Source organism: Pseudoruminococcus massiliensis, assembly GCF_900291955.1.
Classification (GTDB): domain Bacteria; phylum Bacillota; class Clostridia; order Oscillospirales; family Acutalibacteraceae; genus Pseudoruminococcus; species Pseudoruminococcus massiliensis.
Map to the genome: position 1 here is coordinate 39,074 of NZ_OLMR01000009.1, position 19,811 is coordinate 58,884.

Below are 19,811 nucleotides of genomic sequence, written 5' to 3' on the forward strand. Positions count from 1 at the left end.
AATTAAAAATCTTTCCTCTCTTGCCTAAACAATATTTTTGTAGTATAATTTCTATGGATAATACCGTAAGAACTGCGGTATAATCAGAAATAAGGTGTATTATGGAAAGATTTGAAAATTTCGTCTCTAATAAACTCGTCAAAGATGAATTGAATACAGCTATGGACGCAAATTCTCTCCCCCACGCTATCATAATCGAGGGAGATGAAGGTACTGGCAAAAAAACTCTTGCCAAAATTATCGCAGAATATTGTGTCTGTTCATCAGATAAAACAAGACCTTGCGGCATATGTAAAAACTGCATTAAAGCAAAATCTCTTGCACACCCTGATATTAAAATTGTTGACGCTAAAGAGGATTCTCGTTTAATAAATGTTGCATCTATAAGAGAAATTCGCTCTGACGCTTATATAGTTCCGAATGAAGCCGAAAGAAAAGCTTATCTTATACTCAACTGCGATAAAATGCTTATACAGGCTCAAAATGCATTTTTAAAGGTTTTTGAAGAGCCTCCACAAAATGTTATTTTTGTTTTAACCTGCAAATCAGCAACCTCTCTACTTGAAACAATTCGTTCTCGTGCAAGAGTATTGTCACTCTATCCTGCCGATGAAAATGAAGCTATCGAAGTAGTTCAGGAGCGTTTGCCTGATGCGGATAAAAGTGATGTCATAAATGCAGTAATAAAATGCGATGGCAATATCGGAAAATCTATTGATTTTTTAACAAACGGCAGTGGCACTGAGGAACAGCTTATTGCTGAACAAATTGCACAATCTATTCTTTTGCCCAAAAAATTTGAACTTCTCAAATGTTCAGCTAAGCTTTCATCAGATAGAGCCTTTGCAGACAGAGTTTTATCTAAGCTATATGAAATTCTTGCAGAGGCTGTAAAAATAACTGCTGGTGCAAATTCAAACAGTATAGCCGCAAAACCTCTTGCAGATAGGCTGACACGCAAAAGACTTTTTGAGCTTATGAATAAGGTTTCTGAGGCAAGATATCGAATCGAACGAAACATAAATATGAATCTTTTCGGAGCGTGGTTCTGCTCTGAAATGAGATTATAAAGCTATGGAGGAAATATGGCAATAATTATAGGAGTAAAATTCAAGGGAGCGGGTAAAGTTTACTACTTTGACCCTGATGAAGCGATTTTAAACGCAGGTGACTATGTTGTTGTAGAAACATCTCGTGGAATAGAATGTGGAACTGTCACCTTTGGAAACAGAGAAATAAATGATGATGGCTTAAATCGTCCACTCAAAAAAATAATTCGTCCTGCAACAGCCGAAGATATAGCTCATCTTGAAGACAATCGCAAAAAAGAAGAAAAGGCATACGGAATATGCTTAAAGAAAATTATTGAGCATAATCTTAAAATGAAGCTTGTAACAGTAGAATATACCTTTGATAATAATAAAATTCTTTTCTACTTTACAGCCGATGGCAGAGTTGATTTCAGAGAACTTGTAAAAGACCTTGCGGGAATTTTCCGAACAAGAATAGAGCTTCGCCAAATTGGTGTAAGAGATGAATCTAAAATGCTCGGTGGATTGGGCATATGTGGCAGAGAATTTTGCTGTAAAGGCTTTCTTTCTGATTTTCAGCCTGTTTCTATTAAAATGGCAAAGGAACAGGGAATGTCACTTAATCCTGTAAAAATATCTGGTACTTGTGGCAGACTTATGTGCTGTCTGAAATATGAGCAAGAAGCATATTCCGACCTTCTCAAGAAAACACCAAAAATCGGTGCATATGTTTCCACTCCAGATGGCAAGGGTACTGTTGTTGACCAAAATCTCATCAAAGGTATTCTCAATATTCAGCTACAAAAAAATCCAGATTCTCCGCCTAAGTCGTATAAGGTTAATGAAGTCAAGCTTATAAAAGATGGTCAGATTAAGATTAACAAGAACGAACAAGAGGAGTTGAAGGGTCTTGAAGGGTAAGAAATCGACAGCAAAGACTTTTATGTTTGTAATGCTTGGAATTTCAGTTGTTATCAGTATTACAGCAATTATTCTTATGTTTACAATGAAAGAACAAAGTATGCTTGCAAGAAAGATAATGTTTTCGAGTGTTATAGCTATACTTGAAGTATGCTATATAATAAAATTCAATATTATCGACCGAAAAAACGCAAAGCTTAATACAGCTATTATGACAATCCTTATGATTGCTCTTGCTGTATGCTTATGGATATTTTAAGTAATAAATCTTAATTTAAAAAACAAAGCATTCCTTAAATTTCGTTGAGAATTAAGGAGTGCTTTTATGTTATCTTAACATAAATTTAAAACTACTAAGCAGGCGAACACAGTTCGCCCCTACGATTTACTAACTATCTCCCTAAAGACACTCAAAAGTTTCGCTCGAGCCTTTTCAAAGGCTCGCAGGGTCGAGGGACGGAGTCCCTCGTAGGTTTTAAGGGCAAAGCCCTTAACATTCTTTGCTCTATAAGGGCGGACAAAGTCCGCCCTTATGGAACTAATGTTGCTAACAATAGAAAATTAAGCGGTGGACAAAATCCACCGCTTTAGAAGTAAAGAATGTTGGGCTTCGCCCAAAGGTGTTTTGCTCTCTGCGGAGAGCGTCCAAAGGCTCTGCCTTTGGAAACTGCAAGCTTTTGAAAAAGCTTGAGCAAAACTTTTAAGTGTCTTATGGAAGTTTATTAGCTAATATGCTAACTTATCTCTTTTTTCTCGAAATAACAGCTATTCCAAGAACATAGAACAAAATTGATGTAGCAATTAAAATAAGTATGCTTGCAAGTGTAGAAACCTCCCAAGAGCCTATCGTAAAATCAACGCCAAGCTCTTCTCTTATTGACGGTATTGCAACATCTGAAACCATAGCTGGTACACCGTCAAAAGACCTTTCAAATGGAACCTCCATAAATATCTTTCTAAAAATAGACGCTGCGTGAGATATAGGAAAAATCTTAACAACTGTAGCAACACTTTCAGGCATAGAACCAACAGGAAGATATATTCCAGTAATAAAGCCAATCAGTGTTCCGATAACTGTACTTGCAGTTGCAAACGCATTTGTACTGCTAAAGAATGATACCACAAAAAACATCATTGAAGAACCTGCAAGAACAGTAAGAAGAATCATTCCGAGAACCTTCAAAATTGAAACGAAAGGTAAAATCTCTCCACCGCTTGCAACTATGTAAAGCTCACCAACTGCAAAAGCAATAACACTCATAATCACACCAATAACAAATGCACTTATGATATATCCGCCAGCAATAGAGCTTCTTGAAATAGGTGAACAACGAAAATCCTTTTCTATCTTCTTAGCCTTGTCATCAACAATAACGCCAAATGCACCTAAGGTCGTAGAAATTGATGTTACTGCAAGAATTCCTGCAATAAGCCAGCTATCCATAAGAAATTTTGTACCCTCAATTTTAATACCAGAAACATTATCAAAGCTGTTTACAAGTTGGTTACCAAGAAAAAACGCATATAAACCTATAACAATTAAAACTGCAAGCAAAGAAAAGAATACGGAACTCTTATCTCTGAAAAAAAGTTTTAAATTTCTCTTAGCAAATAGAATCATTCTCTTATCTCCTTTCCTGTTATTGCAATAAAGGCATCGTCCATAGTTCCGTTTAATACTTCAAAGCCATCTATATAATCTCTGCAAGCATCAAGAATCGACAAAGAGTCCATAGTACTTTTAATATTAATTTTTATATCTGCTCCAACCTCGGCAAAAGCAAGCTTATTATTTTGCAGATATTCTTTAGCTCCAGTATTATTTTTCTTTGGCGAGATTATTAGAATATCCCCTGCATATTTTTCTTTAAGTTCAACCGGAGTGCCTTTTGCAGAGATTTCCCCTCCGTCAATAACAACAACATAATCCGCCTCAGCAGCTTCCTCCATATAATGTGTTGTAAGGAAAACTGTCATTTTTGTTTCCTCTTGAAGCTTGCGAATGGTTTCCCATACAGATTTTCTCGTCTGAGGGTCAAGACCTGTTGTCGGCTCATCAAGAAAAAGTATCTTAGGTGTATTTACTAAGGCTCTTGCAATATCTGCCCTTCGGCGTTGACCACCCGAAAGCTTACCATATCTTCTATTCTGAATTTCAGTAACACCTGTAACAGCCATAGCCTTCTCAACATTTTCACGAAGTTTATCTCCGCTAAGTCCATAAAATCCGCCACGAATCATAATATTTTCTTTGATAGTGAGCATTTGGTCAAGAACTCCGTCTTGAAAAACTGCACCTATCTGACTACGGATTTTATCGTCCTCGTGTCCCAATTTTCTTCCACAGACAATAACTTCTCCACTGTCTGGTTTCAAGAAGGTAGTAATTATATCAATAGTAGTAGATTTGCCAGCACCATTCGGACCTAAGAACGCAAATAGCTTTCCGCTCTCAACATAAAAGCTAAGTGATTTAACCGCTTGAACATTACCATATGATTTTTTCAGATTTTTAACTTCAATTATCTTTTCCATTGTTTTTCCTCCTGTTTTTTATAATCTTATTTATATTATTCGCAAATTGTCTTTCTTGAAAGAATGTTATTCCATAAACAGCAAAATAGATAATTAAGTCAATAACAATAATTTCTAAAATCCATTTTATACTCATAGGAAACCACTGATACCATAAGCCGCCCATAAGTATTACACAAGCTGAAACTTCTATTATGCCAATAAGTATATATAGCCATTGCGGAATAGGATTTGAAATTTTCTCTGAAATGATACCAGTAATAAACATCAAAAAAGAAATTACAAAACAAAGAAGTGCCATTTGAAATATCCATTCTATTCCTATTCCATTTGCATAATATGAATAGTTAAAAATTGCAACCACCAACGAAGCTATCGTATATGATGAAAAAAATATATTAACAAAGCGTTTTAATCCATTCATAATTAACTCCTCCTATAATCCAAATTTTTTCTTAAAGTCTGGCACATAGTGACGATTTATTATAAGCTTTTCACCATTTATCAATAGCACTTCATATTTTCCATTCAACATAGGCTTTACTTTCTCAATAAAATCTATATTTAAAATACACGACTTACTTATACGCACAAAGCTTGAATTTATGAGAGCCTCTTCAAATTCAAAAAGTTTCATTTTACTTTCATAAACATCATTTTCACAATATATAAATGTTTTCTCATCTACACTTTCTATATAACAAACAGCTTCATGGTTGATTTTTTGTAAATATCCGTCCTTATAGGCGGTTATGGTAAAGGAACATATTTTAATCGCATCTATAATCTTTTGCAGTTCAGAATTTATTTCAGAACAGCGAATAACTATTTCCGTTTCTTTTAAATTTCTGTCTTGTTCTATCACAAGCTTCATCTCATAACCTCCTTACAAATAAACTATATCACATAAAAATCGCTGAGTAAATCAAATTCAGGTAAAATGCACTTAATGGCATATAAACTGCATTCAAGCTCACTATTAAATGAATTTTTCTGAATAATCTGGCTAAAATAAACCCAGTACAACAAGAAAAGAGGAAAATTTGTGGATTTACTTAATATTGCACTAACCTCAATAGGTTCTATTATAGTGCTATTCTTGCTTACAAAGCTTATCGGAAATCGCCAGATGTCAGAGCTAAATATGTTCGATTATATTAATGGAATAACTATTGGTTCTATTGCCGCAGAAATGGCAACTTCTCTTGAGGGCGATTTTCTCAAACCACTTCTTGCAATGATAATCTACGGAGTAGTAACTGTTTTAATTTCAATTCTTGCAAACAAAAATATAAAGCTCAGAAGGTTTTTCAATGGTAAAACCCTCATATTATATAAAAACAATAAGCTTTTCTACAAAAATTTCAAAAAAGCCCGTATAGATATGAACGAATTTCTTTCACAGCTAAGAATTAATGGATATTTTAACCTAAGTGAATTAGAAGCTGTTTTTCTTGAAGAAAACGGAAAAATTTCCGCCTTGCCAAAATCCGAATCTCGTCCACTTATTCCTAAAGATATAGCACTTTTTCCTGATAAGGACGAACCTCTTATAACACTTGTAATTGACGGCAAAGTTTTGACAGGCAACCTGAAATTTTCTGGAAAAGATATTACTTGGCTAAACAAAAAGCTCAAAGAGCAAAATATAAACAGAATTTCTGATGTATTTCTTGCGGTTTGTGATAGCAATGATAAAATTACAAGCTATAAAAAAATAAAAAATAAACCTGATAGAGATATGTTCCAATAAGACGCTATATTTGAAAACTACAAGCTTTTAAACTTATTACTGAACTTATATAATAAAAACCTCTTGATGTTTTGAACTAAAAAATTCATTTACATCAAGAGGTTTTTTTGAATTTATTTTTTATATTCTTCTATGATATTGCAGGTTTTTTCTATATCTTCATCAGTATGAGCTACTGAAACAAACATTGCCTCAAATTGTGATGGTGCAGTATATATACCATTACTTTGCAAGTAATTAAAATAATCAGCATATTTTTTCGTATCTGACGATTTTGCAGTTTCATAATCCGTTACAGACTTATCTGTAAAGAATGCAGTCATTATTGAACCTGCACGATTTACATTAAGACCCGCTTTACGCATAGCTGATTCTATTCTTGCGGATTTCTTCTCAAGCTCTGGATAAATAGTATCTTGATTTTCCTCAAGAATTTTAAGTGTAGCAAGACCTGCACTTACAGCAACAGGATTTCCTGAAAGAGTTCCAGCCTGATATACTGAACCAAGTGGCGAAATACATTCCATAATTTCACGCTTGCCACCATATGCAGCTAAGGGCATACCTCCACCAACTATTTTACCTAAGGTTGTTATATCAGGGCAGACACCGTAATATTTTTGAGCACCACCAATACTTAAACGGAAACCTGTTATTACCTCATCGAAAATCAACAATGCACCATATTTTTCAGTAATATCTCTAAGAAATTGCAAGAAACCGCTTTTAGGCGGAACTACACCCATATTCGCAGCACAAGGCTCAACTATAACACAAGCTATATCCTTGCCGTATTTATCAAAAAGCTTTTCTACTGATTCAACGCTGTTATACTTAGCAAGAAGCGTAGTTTCTGTATAGCCTTTCGGAACACCCGAACTATCAGGAATAGAATTTGTCAGCAAACCAGAACCCGCACGAACCAACAAGCCGTCAGAATGTCCATGATAACAGCCCTCAAATTTTACAATAAAATCTCTTTTAGTATAACCCCTTGCCGCTCTCACAGCACTCATAACTGCTTCTGTACCAGAATTTACAAATCTGAGCATTTCCATAGACGGAAAATTTCTCTTTATAGCTCTTGCAAGCTCGATTTCTCCACTATGACAAGCACCAAAAGTTAAACCCTTTTTGCAAGTATCTATTACAGCATTTATAACTTCAGGATGAGTATGTCCAAGAATATTTGGTCCCCATGAGCATACATAGTCGATATATTCATTTCTGTCAACATCATAGATTTTGTCACCCTCTGCGTGGTCTATGAAAACAGGGCTTTTGCCGACAGATTTCCAAGCACGAACAGGACTATTTACACCACCCGGCATAAAATCAAGTGCTTGTTCATAAAGCTTTTCAGATTTCGTTGTATTCATAATTTATACTCCTTATCTGTAAAATTCATCAATCCACTTTGCAACATCAAGTGCGTGATATGTGATAATAATATCTGCTCCTGCTCTCTTAATAGCAATCATATTTTCGCTTACAATTTTCTTTTCGTCTATCCAGCCATTCTGGGCAGCGGCTTTAACCATAGCATATTCACCACTGACATTATAAGCAACAAGTGGCAAATCAAATTTTTCTCTTGCTGATTTAATTATATCTAAGTAGGCAAGTGCAGGCTTGACCATAACCATATCAGCACCCTCAGATATATCGTCTGCAATTTCACGAAGTGCTTCTCTGCCATTTGCATAATCCATTTGATAAGTTTTTCTGTCACCAAATTCGGGAGCGGATTCTGCGGCATCTCTAAATGGTGAGTAATAAGCTGATGCAAACTTAGCACTATATGAAAGTATCGGCGTATCAATAAAGCCATTTTCATCAAGAGCATTTCTTATTGCTGAAACTCTGCCGTCCATCATATCTGAAGGAGCTATAATATCAGCACCAGCTTTTGCAAGACTTACAGCCATCTTTGAAAGCAAAGGAAGTGTTTCATCATTGAGAATTTTTTCTCCGCAAACAACTCCGCAATGTCCGTGAGAAGTATATTCGCAAAGGCATACATCGGCAATTATAATAAGTGACGGATAATTTTTCTTTATATATCTTACTGCCTGTTGTGTAATACCATTATCGTTATATGCCTCTGTTGCATATTCGTCCTTATGCTTTGGAACACCGAAAATTAAAATTCCCGAAATACCACTTTTTTCAACTTCATTAAGAATTTCGTCCATTCTATCGAGTGAATATTGATAAACATTTGGCATAGACTCTACGGGATTTTTTATATTTTCTCCCTCAACAACAAACATTGGATATATCAAATCACTTTTACTTATTCTTGTTTCTCTTACCATACTGCGTAGATTTTCGCTTGCTCTTAATCTCCTAAATCTTTTCATTGCTATTCTCCTCAACTATTTTAAGAATTGTATCTGTTATACCCTCAACTGTCTTTGTCTTTGAAATATTAAATCCACTCACGCCGTGTTTAATTAAGGTTTCTGCGGTTATCTCGCCAATGCAAACTATTTTGGTCTTTGGTGAAATTGTAAAACCGCCCTCATAGAAAGCATCAACTCCCGATGAACTCGCAAAGGCGATAAAATCAGTATCTATCGTCTTATTGGCTTCTGTTTTATAATCAAGCTGAACGCCATAGGTCTTTATATCATCATACTGAATATTATTTTTGTCAAGAATTTCTGTTAGAAGTAAAGAACCCTTTTCCGCTCTTAGAATAAGAAGTTTTTCATCACTATGAACCTTTTTTGCGAGAAGCTTTCCAAGAGCCTCTGATGTAAAATCATTTGGAATAAGCTCTGCAAAAATTCCATATTTTTCAAGCACAGAAGCTGTTCCCATACCTATAACCGCAAATTTAATATTTATAAGCTTTCTTATATCTATCTTTAACGCTTTGAGTTTGTTAATGAAGATTTCTGCTCCATTCATACTTGTAAGAACGATATAGCTATATTTTTCTATATCATTAAGAGCCTTATCAAATTTCGGATTATTTCTATATTCGATAATATTAAGATGATTCATATGGTTAATATCTGCACCATTGGCAGAAAGCTGTTTTGAAAGCTTTGAAGAAAGTCTTTGAGTTCCTGTCACTGTAACAGAAATATCTTCTAAAGGCTTTTTAATTGTTGGTGAAAAATCATATTCCACAGTTTTTCCGACAGCTATAATAACAGGTGGTTTAATCTCGCTATTCTCCGCTACATTACAAATATTTTTAAGCGTAGCCCTGACAGTCTGATTTTTCGCATATGCTCCGTTAGAAACAATCGCAATAGGAGTATTTTCCGACATACCATTTTCGATAAGACTATGCACTATTTTAGGAAGATTTTTAAGTCCCATAAGGAATATAAGTGTTCCTCCACATTCGGCATAGGCTTTCATATTTTCAGGTAGAATATCCTCTGCTGTATGCCCAGTAATAACATGAAAGCTTCTGCTTGTAAGTCTGTGTGTAACGGGTATTCCGGCAAGCTCCGGAACAGCAATAGCTGATGAAATTCCAGGAACTATATCAAAAGGAATATCACCCTCTTTGAGTGCGATTATTTCCTCTCCACCTCTGCCAAAAACAAAGGGGTCGCCACCTTTAAGCCTGACAACTGTTTTATTTTCACGAGCTTTTTCAATCAAAAGGCTGTTTATAGTTTCCTGAGTTTCACTATGTGCTCCAGAACGCTTTCCAACGCAAATTTTTTCTGCGTTTTCGGCATATTCAAGAAGTTCCTTATCAATAAGACTGTCATATATAAGCACATCACATTTTTTTATAAGTTCCAAGCCACGAAGCGTAATCAAATCATAATCTCCACAGCCTGCACCTACAAGATATACTCTGCCTTTATTCATAGCTTTTTTGTCAACTCCTTTGCAAGCTCAAAGCTTTCTGATATATCTGCGCTTTTAGATAAAATATTGCAATTTTCACCAGAAACATAGAGTGTAATTTTATTGCTGTTTATCTCGGAATATGCACCCAAAGGCATGCCGCAATCTGCATTTAAAATTTGCGGGACAGCCCTTTCAAGCTGAAATGAATAAAAAGTTTTCTGATGATTTACAAGATTAATATAGCTTTTTAGTCTTTCGTCATTTTTACGGCTTTCTACAGCAATTATCCCCTGACAAGGCGATGGCAAAAACTCGTTATAATCAAATGGTGTGACTGTATATTCTTTGCTATTATAAATTCCGAGTCTTTCAAGACCTGCCGCCGCAAGAATTAAAGCGTCATATTCACCATTCATAAGCTTACGCAATCTGGTATCAACATTACCTCGTATATCCTTAACTGTAACTAAAGGATATAGCCTATGCAAAAAACTTCTTCTGCGTATACTTCCTGTACCAACAACAAAATCACTACTATTTTTTATCGGTGAATTATTTTTTGTAACTAAAACATCTCTATAATTTCCTCTTTCAAGTACAGCGGATATTTCCAAGCCCTCTGCAAGTTCTAATGGCAAATCCTTTGCACTATGAACAGCAAGGTCTATTTCACCAGAAAGCAATGCAGATTCAAGCTCTGAAATAAACACACCCTTTCCGCCAAAGGACGCAAGTGATTTATCAAGCACTTTATCCCCCTTTGTGGATATATGAATTGTTTCTATTTCTATATCATTACAGATAGATTTCAGCTTTGCTATAAACATTTCTGTCTGTGCAAGTGCAAGCTTACTTTTTCTCGTTCCAATTTTAATTTTCATTATTAGCTTCCTCTATCAATTTTGACACAAGGTTATCGTCTATTTCATCTCTTGAAAGACATAATGCAAGCAATCTTTCAAAAACTATTTTTCTGTCAGCTTCGTCTTTGATTTCAGATTTTATACGCTTTCTATATTTAAAAAGTGTTTCTGTAATATCAGCATTACCATCAAGCAAATTTTCAAGTCTTTCACGAATATATTTCGCATAAATAGGACTTTTTCCCGAACTTGTTATTCCTGCCGTAATTCCATTTTTATTAACCAATGCTGGAAAAATAAATCCGCATTTATCCTTATCATCAACTGTATTAACAAGGATATTCTTTTCACTGCAAAGCTTGAAAATATGTCCGTTTACTACTTCATCATCAGTAGCACTTATCGCACAAAATATATTGTCAATGTCGCTGTCTATAAATTTTCTTTCTATAATAGAAACACCAAGCTTTCTGATTTCGTCACATATAAAAGGTGCAACAACAGTTATTTTAGGTTCAAATTGCAAAAGCTTTTCAACCTTACGCAAGGCAACCTTTCCACCGCCTACAACAAGAATTTTCTTGTCTTTTATATCTATATAGAACGGGAAATAAGCCATTATTCTACACCTCCAAAAGTTTTATATACATTCAGAATTTTTTCAAATTCTTCTGCGGATAATTCCTCTCTCAGCTTATATAAAAGCTCCTCAAAGGATTTTTCTTTAAGTTTCATCTTTACTGCATCTATATATGGCAAAAAGCTATGAAACAGCATATCCTTTTTTAGGGCTTCAATTTCTTCCTCAATAATTTTCTTAGCCTCATCAATGCTGCTTAGTTTGAGAGAATTATTTTCCTTAGCAAGAGTTTTAAAATAGTCTACATCAACAAGCCTGATACCTGATATTTTTTCAATTTCTTTATCTATATCAGGCGGAACAGCCAAATCTATAAAAAGTCTGTTCTTATTCTCTTTAAGGCATTTCTGCAAATCATAATATGTTATTGTATAATGTGGACTTGAAGTCGCACTTATAAGGCAATCGACCTTATCAATATATTTATATCTATCGTTATATTCTACCGCAGAAACATCATTTCTATATGTCAAATCATTATTATGATTTCTCAGCGTGGTTATAATGCTTATATTTTTATGTGAAACAAGATTTTTAACAAGGCTTGTGCCAATCTTTCCTGTCGCACCTATTACCATAACGCTTACATTTTCGCCAAGTCTTGCGACTTCATTTGCGGCAAGTGTTGCCATAGATACAGATGTTTTAGAAAGAACTGTTTCTGTTTTAATGCGTTTCGCACAAGCAATAGCTGCTTGAAAAACTGTGTTCAATTCATAGCCAGTAGTTTTACATCTTTGAGCGAAAGTATATGCTCTCTTAATCTGACCAAGAATTTCGTCCTCGCCTATAACCATAGAATCAATACCACTTACAACATTATATAGATGAGAAATAGCCTTATCATCATAGAAAAGAAATATCTGCTTTGACAATCTCGAAACTTCAAAGCCTGAATATTCTGCCAAGGTATTTTTAGCAAAGCTTACTGCATTTTCATTTCCGACAAAATATAATTCCATACGGTTACAAGTGCAGACTATAAGACACTCATTTATACAGCCAGAAGTTACAAGGCAGTTAAGTAAAGCTTTTTGAGTATCTTCTGAAAAAGCAAATTGTTTTCTTATTTTTAAATCTGAATTTTTATGGTTAATACTTATGCAATACATAATTTCATCTACCAACACCTCAAAAAACATCCCTATGGCATAAAACAACGCACAAGCATTATTTTAATACCACAGGGACTCAATGTCAACGGTGGGTGCCGACCCACGGCGAAGACGCGGAATCGCTCGACAAGTCTCGCTCGTAGTGAGTTAAAGAAGATGCTTGCCACGGATGAAGTAACTACCGTAGCCGAATTGGCTTTGCCATTCGGCTCTACCGATTAGCTAACATACTTACATTAAGTCATTAAGAGGCGGACTTTGTCCGCCTCTTAGCAAGAAAAAGATGTTAAGGGCGTTGCCCTTAAAACCCACTAAAGGCTCCGCCTTTGGAAACTGCGAGCCTTTGAAAAACTCGAGCGAAACTTTTCATAACTTTTTAAGCTAATCATACTTTATATAATAAATGAATCTTCGTTAATAGCCTCATTATCTAGTATATATACCGAATTGCCCTTTGTGACGAATATCTTATATACAAACACATCGACTTTTTCGCCGACTGCTACTTCTGCTTCATTAAGTGTTCTTTTGGCAGTAAGCTTTGTGCCGTTTACAGCTATTGTAAGCTCTGTATTATCGCCTCTGAAAGATACTCTCTCAACTACTCCCTCAGCCGCAGAACTCTTATACTTTTGACTTTCATTCTTTTTAGTAACATCTAAAAACTCAGGTCTGATTATAGCCTTATCTGCACCATCAATCTTCTTAAATGTACTGAATTTGCTGTAATCATCAACAAATGAAGCTTGTCCAAAAAATGATGCTGTAAAAGCTGTCTGTGGCTTTTGATATATCTCTATTGGAGAACCCTTTTGCTCTATTTTGCCATGATTAGTTATAATAATCTCATCAGCAACTTCTATTGCCTCGTCTTGGTCGTGAGTTACGAATATGCTTGTAACACCAAGCTTTTCTATCATTTCCTTCAACCAGCTTCTGAGTTCCTGTCTGACCTTTGCATCAATAGCCGCAAAAGGTTCATCAAGAAGTAAAAGCTGTGGATTCGGTGCTAATGCTCTTGCAAAAGCTACTCTCTGTCTTTGACCACCAGAAAGCTGGCTCGGATACCTCTTTCCCAAGCCCTCAAGACCGATAAGCTTTATAAGCTCGTTTACTCTTTCCTTGATATATTTTTTATCAGCTTTTTGAACTTTAAGTCCGAAAGCAATATTATCATAAACTGTCATATAGCGAAAGAGTGCATAATTCTGAAAGACAAAGCCTATTCCACGCTTACTTGCAGGAATATTATTAACAATCTTGCCATCAATAATTATCTCTCCACTATCGGGATTTTCAAGACCTGCAATCATTCTTAATATAGTTGTCTTACCACTGCCACTCGGACCTAAAAGACCGATTAGCTTTCCCTTTTCAATTCCGAAATTAACGTTATCAGACGCCTTAAAATCGCTGAAAGTTTTATTTATATTTTTCAGTTCAACATACATTCTATATATCCTTCTTTCCTTTATATTCAACCACACTTCTTATTATCAATATAACAATCGCCATAATAACAAGGATTGAGGATACTGCAAAAGCAGGGACATACTGAAATTCATTAAAGAGAATTTCCACATGAAGTGGAAGTGTATTTGTTTTTCCTCTTAGATGACCAGATAATACAGAAACCGCTCCAAATTCTCCCATAGCTCTTGCGGCACACAAAATAACACCATAAAGGAAAGCCCATTTTATATGTGGAAAAGTTATTTTGCGGAAAATTGTAAAACCATTTGCACCCATAAGTGCCGCCGCTTCTTCTTCGTCTGTTCCCTGAGCTTCAAGGACAGGTATAAGCTCTCTTGATATAAACGGAAATGTAACAAAAACTGTTGCAAGAACTACACCAGGAACAGCATAAACTATACTTATATCAGCCTGTTGTAAAAGTGGATAAAGTATGCTCTGTCTGCCGAATGTAAGTATAAAAATTAAACCAGCAATAATAGGAGATACTGTAACTGGCAAATCTATAAGAGTGGTAAGAACTTTTTTGCCCTTAAATCTGAATTTTGTTATAGCCCAAGCTGCAAATACTCCGAATATTGTATTTACAGCTACTGCGATAAGAGTTGCTTCAAGAGTAAGAATAGTTGCTTTTATGGTATATTCATCTGTAATGGCTTTAATATAAACCTCCCAGCCTTGTTTAAAAGCCTCTGAAAAAACTGTTATAAGGGGCAATATAAGCATTACAAAAAGAAACAATATACTTATTCCTATAAGCAAGCCCTTGACTATTTTTGAGCCTAATTTATTTTCGTGCATTATATTAACCCCCTTTCAGAATCTTTGTATTTCTTGCCTGAATAAGATTTATTACAAATAACAGCAAGAATGATACTGCAAGCATTACAAGTGCTATTGCTGTTGCACTTTTATAGTCGAACTCCTGAAGCTCTGACATTATTATAAGTGGTGTAATTTCTGTTTCGTAAGGCTTATTTCCTGCGATAAAAACTACACTGCCATATTCGCCAAGGCATCTGCCGAAAGCAAGTCCAAAACCTGTAAAAACTGCAGGTCTTATTTCAGGAAAGATTATCTTCCAGAATATTCTTGTTCTGCTTGCACCAAGAACCCCTGCGGCTTCTTCATATGATGAATCAAGCTTTTCGAGTATCGGCTGAACCGAACGAACTACAAAAGGTATACCTATGAAAATAAGAGCAATCGTTATACCAACCTGTGTATAAGCAATTTTAATTCCAAACTTATCGAAAAAGCTTCCTATCAAGCCATTATCTGTTGTAAGTGATGTAAGAGCCATACCGGCAACCGCTGTCGGAAGTGCAAATGGAAGTTCTATCATACCGTCTATAATTCTTTTTCCCAGAAACTGATACCTTACAAGTACCCACGCTATAATAACTCCCATAACAGCATTTATAAGAGAGGCTATAAAAGCTGTTATAAAGCTTACTTTAAAGCTTGCAAGAACACGCTCACGAGTTATAGTCTGAATAAAATCGCCAAAATCCATTTGAGCTGTATATATTACAAGTGACGCAAGTGGTATCAGAACCACAAGACTAAGTATAGAAAGGGTTACGCCCATAGACAACCCAAATAAGGGAATTACTCTTTTTTTCGCTTTTTTCATTATTACACCTTATTTTTCATAAATTTGGTCGAAAACTCCGCCGTCTGCAAAGTGTTTCTCCTGAACCTTATCCCAACCGCCGAAATCTTTAATAGTAACAAGATTAAGATTGAGGTCGAAAACATCTGAATATTGCTTTAAAATTTTTTCATTTGATGGACGGTAATAGTTATCAGCGGCAATCTTCTGTGCCTCGTCTGAATAGAGATAGCTGAGATATTCAGTAGCAACTTCTCTTGTTCCTCGCTTATCTACAACATCATCAACAACTGCAACTGACGGCTGTGCAAGAATACTTACGCTTGGTGTAATTATTTCATAATCATCTGGATAATCTCTTTTTGAGAGGAACGCTTCATTTTCCCAAGCAATAAGAACATCTCCTTGGCGATTCTCTACAAATGTTGTTGTAGCACCTCTTGCACCTGAATCAAGCACAAGAACATTTTTATATAGCTTTTTGATGAATTCCTTAATCTTTGTTTCATCACTATTATAAGCCTTATCTGCATAAGCCCAAGCAGCAAGGTAATTCCATCTTGCACCACCTGATGTCTTTGGATTTGGTGTAATAACTCCAATGCCGTCTTTTGCAAGGTCGTCCCAATCCTTAATATTCTTAGGGTTGCCTTTTCTAACGAGAAAAACTATTGTTGAAGTATAGGGTGAACTATCGTTATCAAAATTATCTAACCAACCATCTTTAATTAATCCTGCATTTTGAATAGCCTTGACATCATATTCAAGAGCGAGTGTTACAACATCTGCATCAAGTCCATTTGCAACCTGTAATGCCTGCTTACCCGAACCGCCATGTGATTGAGTAACCTCAACATCTTGTCCCTTCTTTTCTTTCCAATGCTTTGCGAAAATTTCATTATAAACTTGATAAAGCTCTCTTGTTGGATCATATGAAACATTTGTAATAGTTACTTTTCCCGAATTTTCTGCTTCTGATGAAGAACTTGCACCGCAACCTGCAAAAGCTGTTACTGTCAACGCTGCTGCCAATATTATACTTAAAACTCTTTTTTTCATTTTAAATCTCTTCTTTCTAAAATTTTATTATTTAAAGTGGTTATATTGAGTATAGATTGACAACATCGACTATCTCTTAGTTCAAAATTCTTTATAGGTCTTATAAATATTTTCTTCATTATATAACCTCCTGAAATTTAAAGTTTATATCAACAGAGGAATCACTCTGTCAACACATAAAATAACCGAGAAAGCACTATGCTCCCTCGGTTAATTGTTATAAAACAATTAACACTGCCTCATAGGGAACATATTACTAAGCATAATCTTATGGCACATACAATTTATAATTTTCATTTTATATTCCCCTTTCGATAGTGAATTTTATGGTAAGAAAATTTCCAAAATATAAAGCATATAATTTCAATAGGTTTTGTATGCGTTAATAATATCACCTAAAACTAAATTTGTCAATGCAATTTTTACTATTTTTTTGAAATTCGAAAATTTGCTAAATACCCTCCAATTGCAGAATAGATTTACAATATTTTTTGGCATATTTTCACAAAAATAACAAAAAAAGTCCTGAGCAGATTTTTCTGCTCAGGACCATTATTTCTTATAGTATTCTACAAAAGCCAATTACATTGGACTCAATCCTTATCTGAATTTCTGAATCACCCACTATCATAATCCAAACGCCGTCAACAGTCCGCAGCCTTCTAGAAAATGACCCTCTATGAATAATCCGTATTAAAATTAAGAGTCAGCATACACTATGCCATAGGACTCAATCCTTATCTAAATAAATTCAGTTTTCGACGGACGAGTCGAAATCCGATATTCGCAAAAACGAAATGCGTCCGAAACAAAATATATATAGCACTCACTATTTGATTCGACTGCCTGCTTTTATACAAGCCATAACGCTTAATTCAAACCATTCTGCGAAAATGGACACCCGATAAACAATTTATCCAGCGGAACTTTCGTTGCGAATAAAAAATCAAATATAAATAACATATGCTCTGATAAGCTTCCTAATATTAAGATTTAGGCATTCACCGAATGTCAATCGGCATATCCAACGCATATAATACTAAATAAAGTCATATATCGTGGAAATATTAAGTTGTAATCTGCGTTATGAAGTATCTATCATCACGACAGGACTAAAACGCTCCTATCCGAAATTGAAATCGTTTCAAAGCATTTATGCCACATACAACGGCTATATGTAATAACCTGATGCTAAAGAGCCATAATAAATATGGAATAGAGCATCGCTCGGTTAAAGAAAAATTCGCTTTTACTTGGAATTTCTTATTTCGGAGACCTCAATCCTAAATGGCTCAAGGTCATTTAAACTAACTGGTTCTGTATCGCCCATAGGACTGCCTCCTTTCAGAAATTGAACAAGGAATTTCAATAAACTAAATATATAAAGCATCTCTCGATATTGACTTCTACCCTATCATCAAACTTGATAAATATAACTAAGGTTAAAGTCAATAGAGTGAGCATTCAAAAAATTAATTTCAAGCTCTATGCTTTAAAAATAATTTAATGGAACTTTCTTTGATTTAGTTCCTTTCCTTAAGCTCAATTACATTATATCACATTCTTAGCAAATGTCAATAGTTTTTTTTAACTTTTTTTATTTTTTGTAGATTTTATAAACTATAAATAACCTCTTGACTTATATGATATTTTGTTGTAAAATAACATTGCAAACAAAATACGATATTAAATTATGAAAAGAGGCTTTGGCTATGAGCAACGAAGAATTTGAAAGTTTTGAACCAGACCTTATCTCCCTTTTGGACGAAGACGGTAATGAATATGAATTTGAAATCCTCGATGAAATCGACTTTAAGGATTCCCATTTTTATGCACTTATGCCATTATTCGACCTTCCAGAACAAGATATAGAGTCTGAAAATACATATATGATTTTTGAAGCTGTTGAGGACGAAAAAGGTGAGACTCAGCTTGCTGAGATTGAGGACGATGCTCTTATCGATGAGCTTGCTGAAATCTTTGAAAGCCGTTTTGATGAAGCTTATGACGAAGATATTGAAAGTAACGACGAATAATTTCATCTTCTCCAAGCATAATATTTATAGCAGGCGGTTTTAAGACTGTTTGTTTAAAATTTAATTTCTGCCCGATTCGTGGACTGTGTCTAAATAACCCTACAACTTTTTTCTCGGGAGTTTACCTCCTGCGGCGGATTGCAGACCTCCCGCTTTTGCGGAAGAAGGGAGCGTGAACCCGCAAGGGTGACACCCACCTGTCTAATCCAGTAGGCAGGTTATTATTGACACAATACGGTCGGGTGGATTTTTTATTTTGCAAAAAATTTTTAAAAAATTATTTTTTCTCTTGATTTTCTCAAAACATTAGTGTATAATAGCAAAGTGTTAAAAATTTGGAGAGTTGTCCGAGCTGGCCGAAGGAGCACGATTGGAAATCGTGTAAACGCCAAAAGCGTTTCGAGGGTTCGAATCCCTTGCTCTCCGCCAAAGTATTAAATAACCGCTTAAACATTATGTTTGAGCGGTTATTATTTTACCTGTACACGATTTTTACACGATTTATATGCAAAAATAAAAAAAATAATGTTTTCAGCACAAACAAAAAGAGCCGTACCCACACGCTTGTGTAGATACAGCTCTTAGTCATTTTATGCTATTTTACTCTGATTCGTTGTCCAACATAGATTAAATCTCTGTTTTTGATGTTATTTAGCGATACAAGCTTGTCCACGGTTGTGTTGTATCTGTATGCGATGTAGCTGAGTGTGTCACCACTCTTAACTATATAATAAACCTTATCAGATTTTACAGTCGAAGTTGTGCTGACCTTAGCAGTGTAATCTAAGCATATCCAACCACCATACTTGCCAACATAACCCCAGTTTGCAAGCCAGATGTCGTACTTATTTATCAGCTTGTCTTTATGCAAATAATTGCATAGCCAATTCGGGTTGCAATAGAGCATTGGACGATAGCCAGCAGACTTGATTCTATCGCAGAAGG

The 19,811-nt window shown here is 35.2% G+C and carries 20 protein-coding genes, 1 tRNA gene and 1 other RNA gene; 7 read left to right on the forward strand and 15 right to left on the reverse strand.

Features of this window, described 5'->3' with window-relative positions; genetic code table 11:
* The first annotated feature begins 101 nt into the window (after window positions 1-101).
* From C9914_RS10195 to C9914_RS10205, 3 genes are read left to right on the forward strand one after another with little or no spacing between them, the layout of a single operon-like run.
* Window positions 102-1,070 carry a DNA polymerase III subunit gene (locus tag C9914_RS10195; RefSeq protein WP_022264061.1) on the forward strand — a complete coding sequence of 323 codons (969 nt, stop codon included), beginning with the start codon at window positions 102-104 and terminating at the stop codon, window positions 1,068-1,070.
* Between the two features lie 15 nt (window positions 1,071-1,085).
* Entirely contained in the window at window positions 1,086-1,952 is an 867-nt protein-coding gene (locus tag C9914_RS10200) for a PSP1 domain-containing protein (RefSeq protein WP_106765203.1), read from the forward strand.
* The gene (locus C9914_RS10205; RefSeq protein WP_106765205.1) at window positions 1,942-2,211 is read left to right on the forward strand and encodes a hypothetical protein; all 270 of its coding nucleotides are present in this window, start codon (window positions 1,942-1,944) and stop codon (window positions 2,209-2,211) included. The genes C9914_RS10200 and C9914_RS10205 overlap by 11 nt, the downstream gene beginning before the upstream one ends.
* Before the next feature lie 480 nt (window positions 2,212-2,691).
* Here C9914_RS10205 and C9914_RS10210 read toward each other — a convergent pair whose 3' ends face one another.
* The 4 genes from C9914_RS10210 to C9914_RS10225 are packed head-to-tail and all read right to left on the reverse strand — an operon-like array spanning window position 2,692 to window position 5,361.
* Entirely contained in the window at window positions 2,692-3,573 is an 882-nt protein-coding gene (locus C9914_RS10210; protein ID WP_106765207.1) for an ABC transporter permease, read from the reverse strand.
* Complete coding sequence (locus tag C9914_RS10215; RefSeq protein WP_106765209.1) at window positions 3,570-4,487, reverse strand: ABC transporter ATP-binding protein; 918 nt, start codon at window positions 4,485-4,487, stop codon at window positions 3,570-3,572. Before C9914_RS10215 ends, C9914_RS10210 begins: the two co-directional genes overlap by 4 nt.
* Complete coding sequence (locus C9914_RS10220; protein WP_106765211.1) at window positions 4,471-4,911, reverse strand: DUF3021 family protein; 441 nt, start codon at window positions 4,909-4,911, stop codon at window positions 4,471-4,473. The genes C9914_RS10215 and C9914_RS10220 overlap by 17 nt, the downstream gene beginning before the upstream one ends.
* 12 nt (window positions 4,912-4,923) lie before the next feature.
* Window positions 4,924-5,361, reverse strand: a complete 438-nt coding sequence (locus tag C9914_RS10225; protein ID WP_022264055.1) for a LytTR family DNA-binding domain-containing protein — start codon at window positions 5,359-5,361, stop codon at window positions 4,924-4,926.
* A gap of 171 nt (window positions 5,362-5,532) precedes the next feature.
* On the opposite strand from C9914_RS10225, the gene C9914_RS10230 reads away from it, so the two are divergent.
* Window positions 5,533-6,240, forward strand: coding sequence for a DUF421 domain-containing protein (locus C9914_RS10230; protein WP_022264054.1), 708 nt, complete (start codon window positions 5,533-5,535; stop codon window positions 6,238-6,240).
* Between the two features lie 113 nt (window positions 6,241-6,353).
* Here C9914_RS10230 and hemL read toward each other — a convergent pair whose 3' ends face one another.
* The 10 genes from hemL to C9914_RS10280 all read right to left on the reverse strand — a co-directional run bounded on the left by hemL (window position 6,354) and on the right by C9914_RS10280 (window position 16,830).
* Window positions 6,354-7,619 carry a glutamate-1-semialdehyde 2,1-aminomutase gene (gene hemL / locus C9914_RS10235; protein ID WP_106765213.1) on the reverse strand — a complete coding sequence of 422 codons (1,266 nt, stop codon included), beginning with the start codon at window positions 7,617-7,619 and terminating at the stop codon, window positions 6,354-6,356.
* Between the two features lie 12 nt (window positions 7,620-7,631).
* A complete protein-coding gene (gene hemB, locus C9914_RS10240; RefSeq protein ID WP_106765215.1) occupies window positions 7,632-8,603 on the reverse strand; it encodes a porphobilinogen synthase in 972 nt (323 codons plus the stop codon).
* Window positions 8,590-10,083 carry a uroporphyrinogen-III C-methyltransferase gene (gene cobA, locus C9914_RS10245; protein WP_106765216.1) on the reverse strand — a complete coding sequence of 498 codons (1,494 nt, stop codon included), beginning with the start codon at window positions 10,081-10,083 and terminating at the stop codon, window positions 8,590-8,592. Before cobA ends, hemB begins: the two co-directional genes overlap by 14 nt.
* The gene (gene hemC, locus C9914_RS10250) at window positions 10,080-10,946 is read right to left on the reverse strand and encodes a hydroxymethylbilane synthase (protein ID WP_106765218.1); all 867 of its coding nucleotides are present in this window, start codon (window positions 10,944-10,946) and stop codon (window positions 10,080-10,082) included. Before hemC ends, cobA begins: the two co-directional genes overlap by 4 nt.
* Complete coding sequence (locus C9914_RS10255; RefSeq protein WP_106765219.1) at window positions 10,936-11,547, reverse strand: precorrin-2 dehydrogenase/sirohydrochlorin ferrochelatase family protein; 612 nt, start codon at window positions 11,545-11,547, stop codon at window positions 10,936-10,938. Before C9914_RS10255 ends, hemC begins: the two co-directional genes overlap by 11 nt.
* Window positions 11,547-12,698 (reverse strand): glutamyl-tRNA reductase, encoded by a 1,152-nt coding sequence (gene hemA, locus C9914_RS10260; RefSeq protein ID WP_158707399.1) that lies wholly within the window; start codon window positions 12,696-12,698, stop codon window positions 11,547-11,549. Before hemA ends, C9914_RS10255 begins: the two co-directional genes overlap by 1 nt.
* Before the next feature lie 377 nt (window positions 12,699-13,075).
* Window positions 13,076-14,134 (reverse strand): sulfate/molybdate ABC transporter ATP-binding protein, encoded by a 1,059-nt coding sequence (locus tag C9914_RS10265; RefSeq protein ID WP_106765223.1) that lies wholly within the window; start codon window positions 14,132-14,134, stop codon window positions 13,076-13,078.
* Between the two features lies 1 nt (window position 14,135).
* Entirely contained in the window at window positions 14,136-14,957 is an 822-nt protein-coding gene (cysW, locus tag C9914_RS10270) for a sulfate ABC transporter permease subunit CysW (RefSeq protein WP_106765225.1), read from the reverse strand.
* A 4-nt stretch (window positions 14,958-14,961) separates the two neighbouring features.
* The gene (gene cysT, locus C9914_RS10275; protein WP_106765227.1) at window positions 14,962-15,792 is read right to left on the reverse strand and encodes a sulfate ABC transporter permease subunit CysT; all 831 of its coding nucleotides are present in this window, start codon (window positions 15,790-15,792) and stop codon (window positions 14,962-14,964) included.
* A 9-nt stretch (window positions 15,793-15,801) separates the two neighbouring features.
* The gene (locus C9914_RS10280; protein ID WP_106765229.1) at window positions 15,802-16,830 is read right to left on the reverse strand and encodes a sulfate ABC transporter substrate-binding protein; all 1,029 of its coding nucleotides are present in this window, start codon (window positions 16,828-16,830) and stop codon (window positions 15,802-15,804) included.
* A gap of 1,712 nt (window positions 16,831-18,542) precedes the next feature.
* Between C9914_RS10280 and C9914_RS10285 the strand changes: the two genes are divergently transcribed.
* The 3 genes from C9914_RS10285 (at window position 18,543) to C9914_RS10295 (ending at window position 19,295) form a co-directional block, all read left to right on the forward strand.
* Window positions 18,543-18,866, forward strand: a complete 324-nt coding sequence (locus tag C9914_RS10285) for a DUF1292 domain-containing protein (protein ID WP_106765230.1) — start codon at window positions 18,543-18,545, stop codon at window positions 18,864-18,866.
* A gap of 61 nt (window positions 18,867-18,927) precedes the next feature.
* Window positions 18,928-19,119: non-coding RNA, 6S RNA (gene ssrS / locus C9914_RS10290), on the forward strand.
* Window positions 19,120-19,203: 84 nt separating this feature from the next.
* Window positions 19,204-19,295: transfer RNA gene (locus C9914_RS10295), tRNA-Ser, on the forward strand.
* A 166-nt stretch (window positions 19,296-19,461) separates the two neighbouring features.
* Here the strand turns inward: C9914_RS10295 and C9914_RS11915 are convergent.
* Window positions 19,462-19,811: LysM peptidoglycan-binding domain-containing protein (locus tag C9914_RS11915; protein ID WP_276329546.1), on the reverse strand; the 350-nt coding region annotated here is incomplete at its 5' end.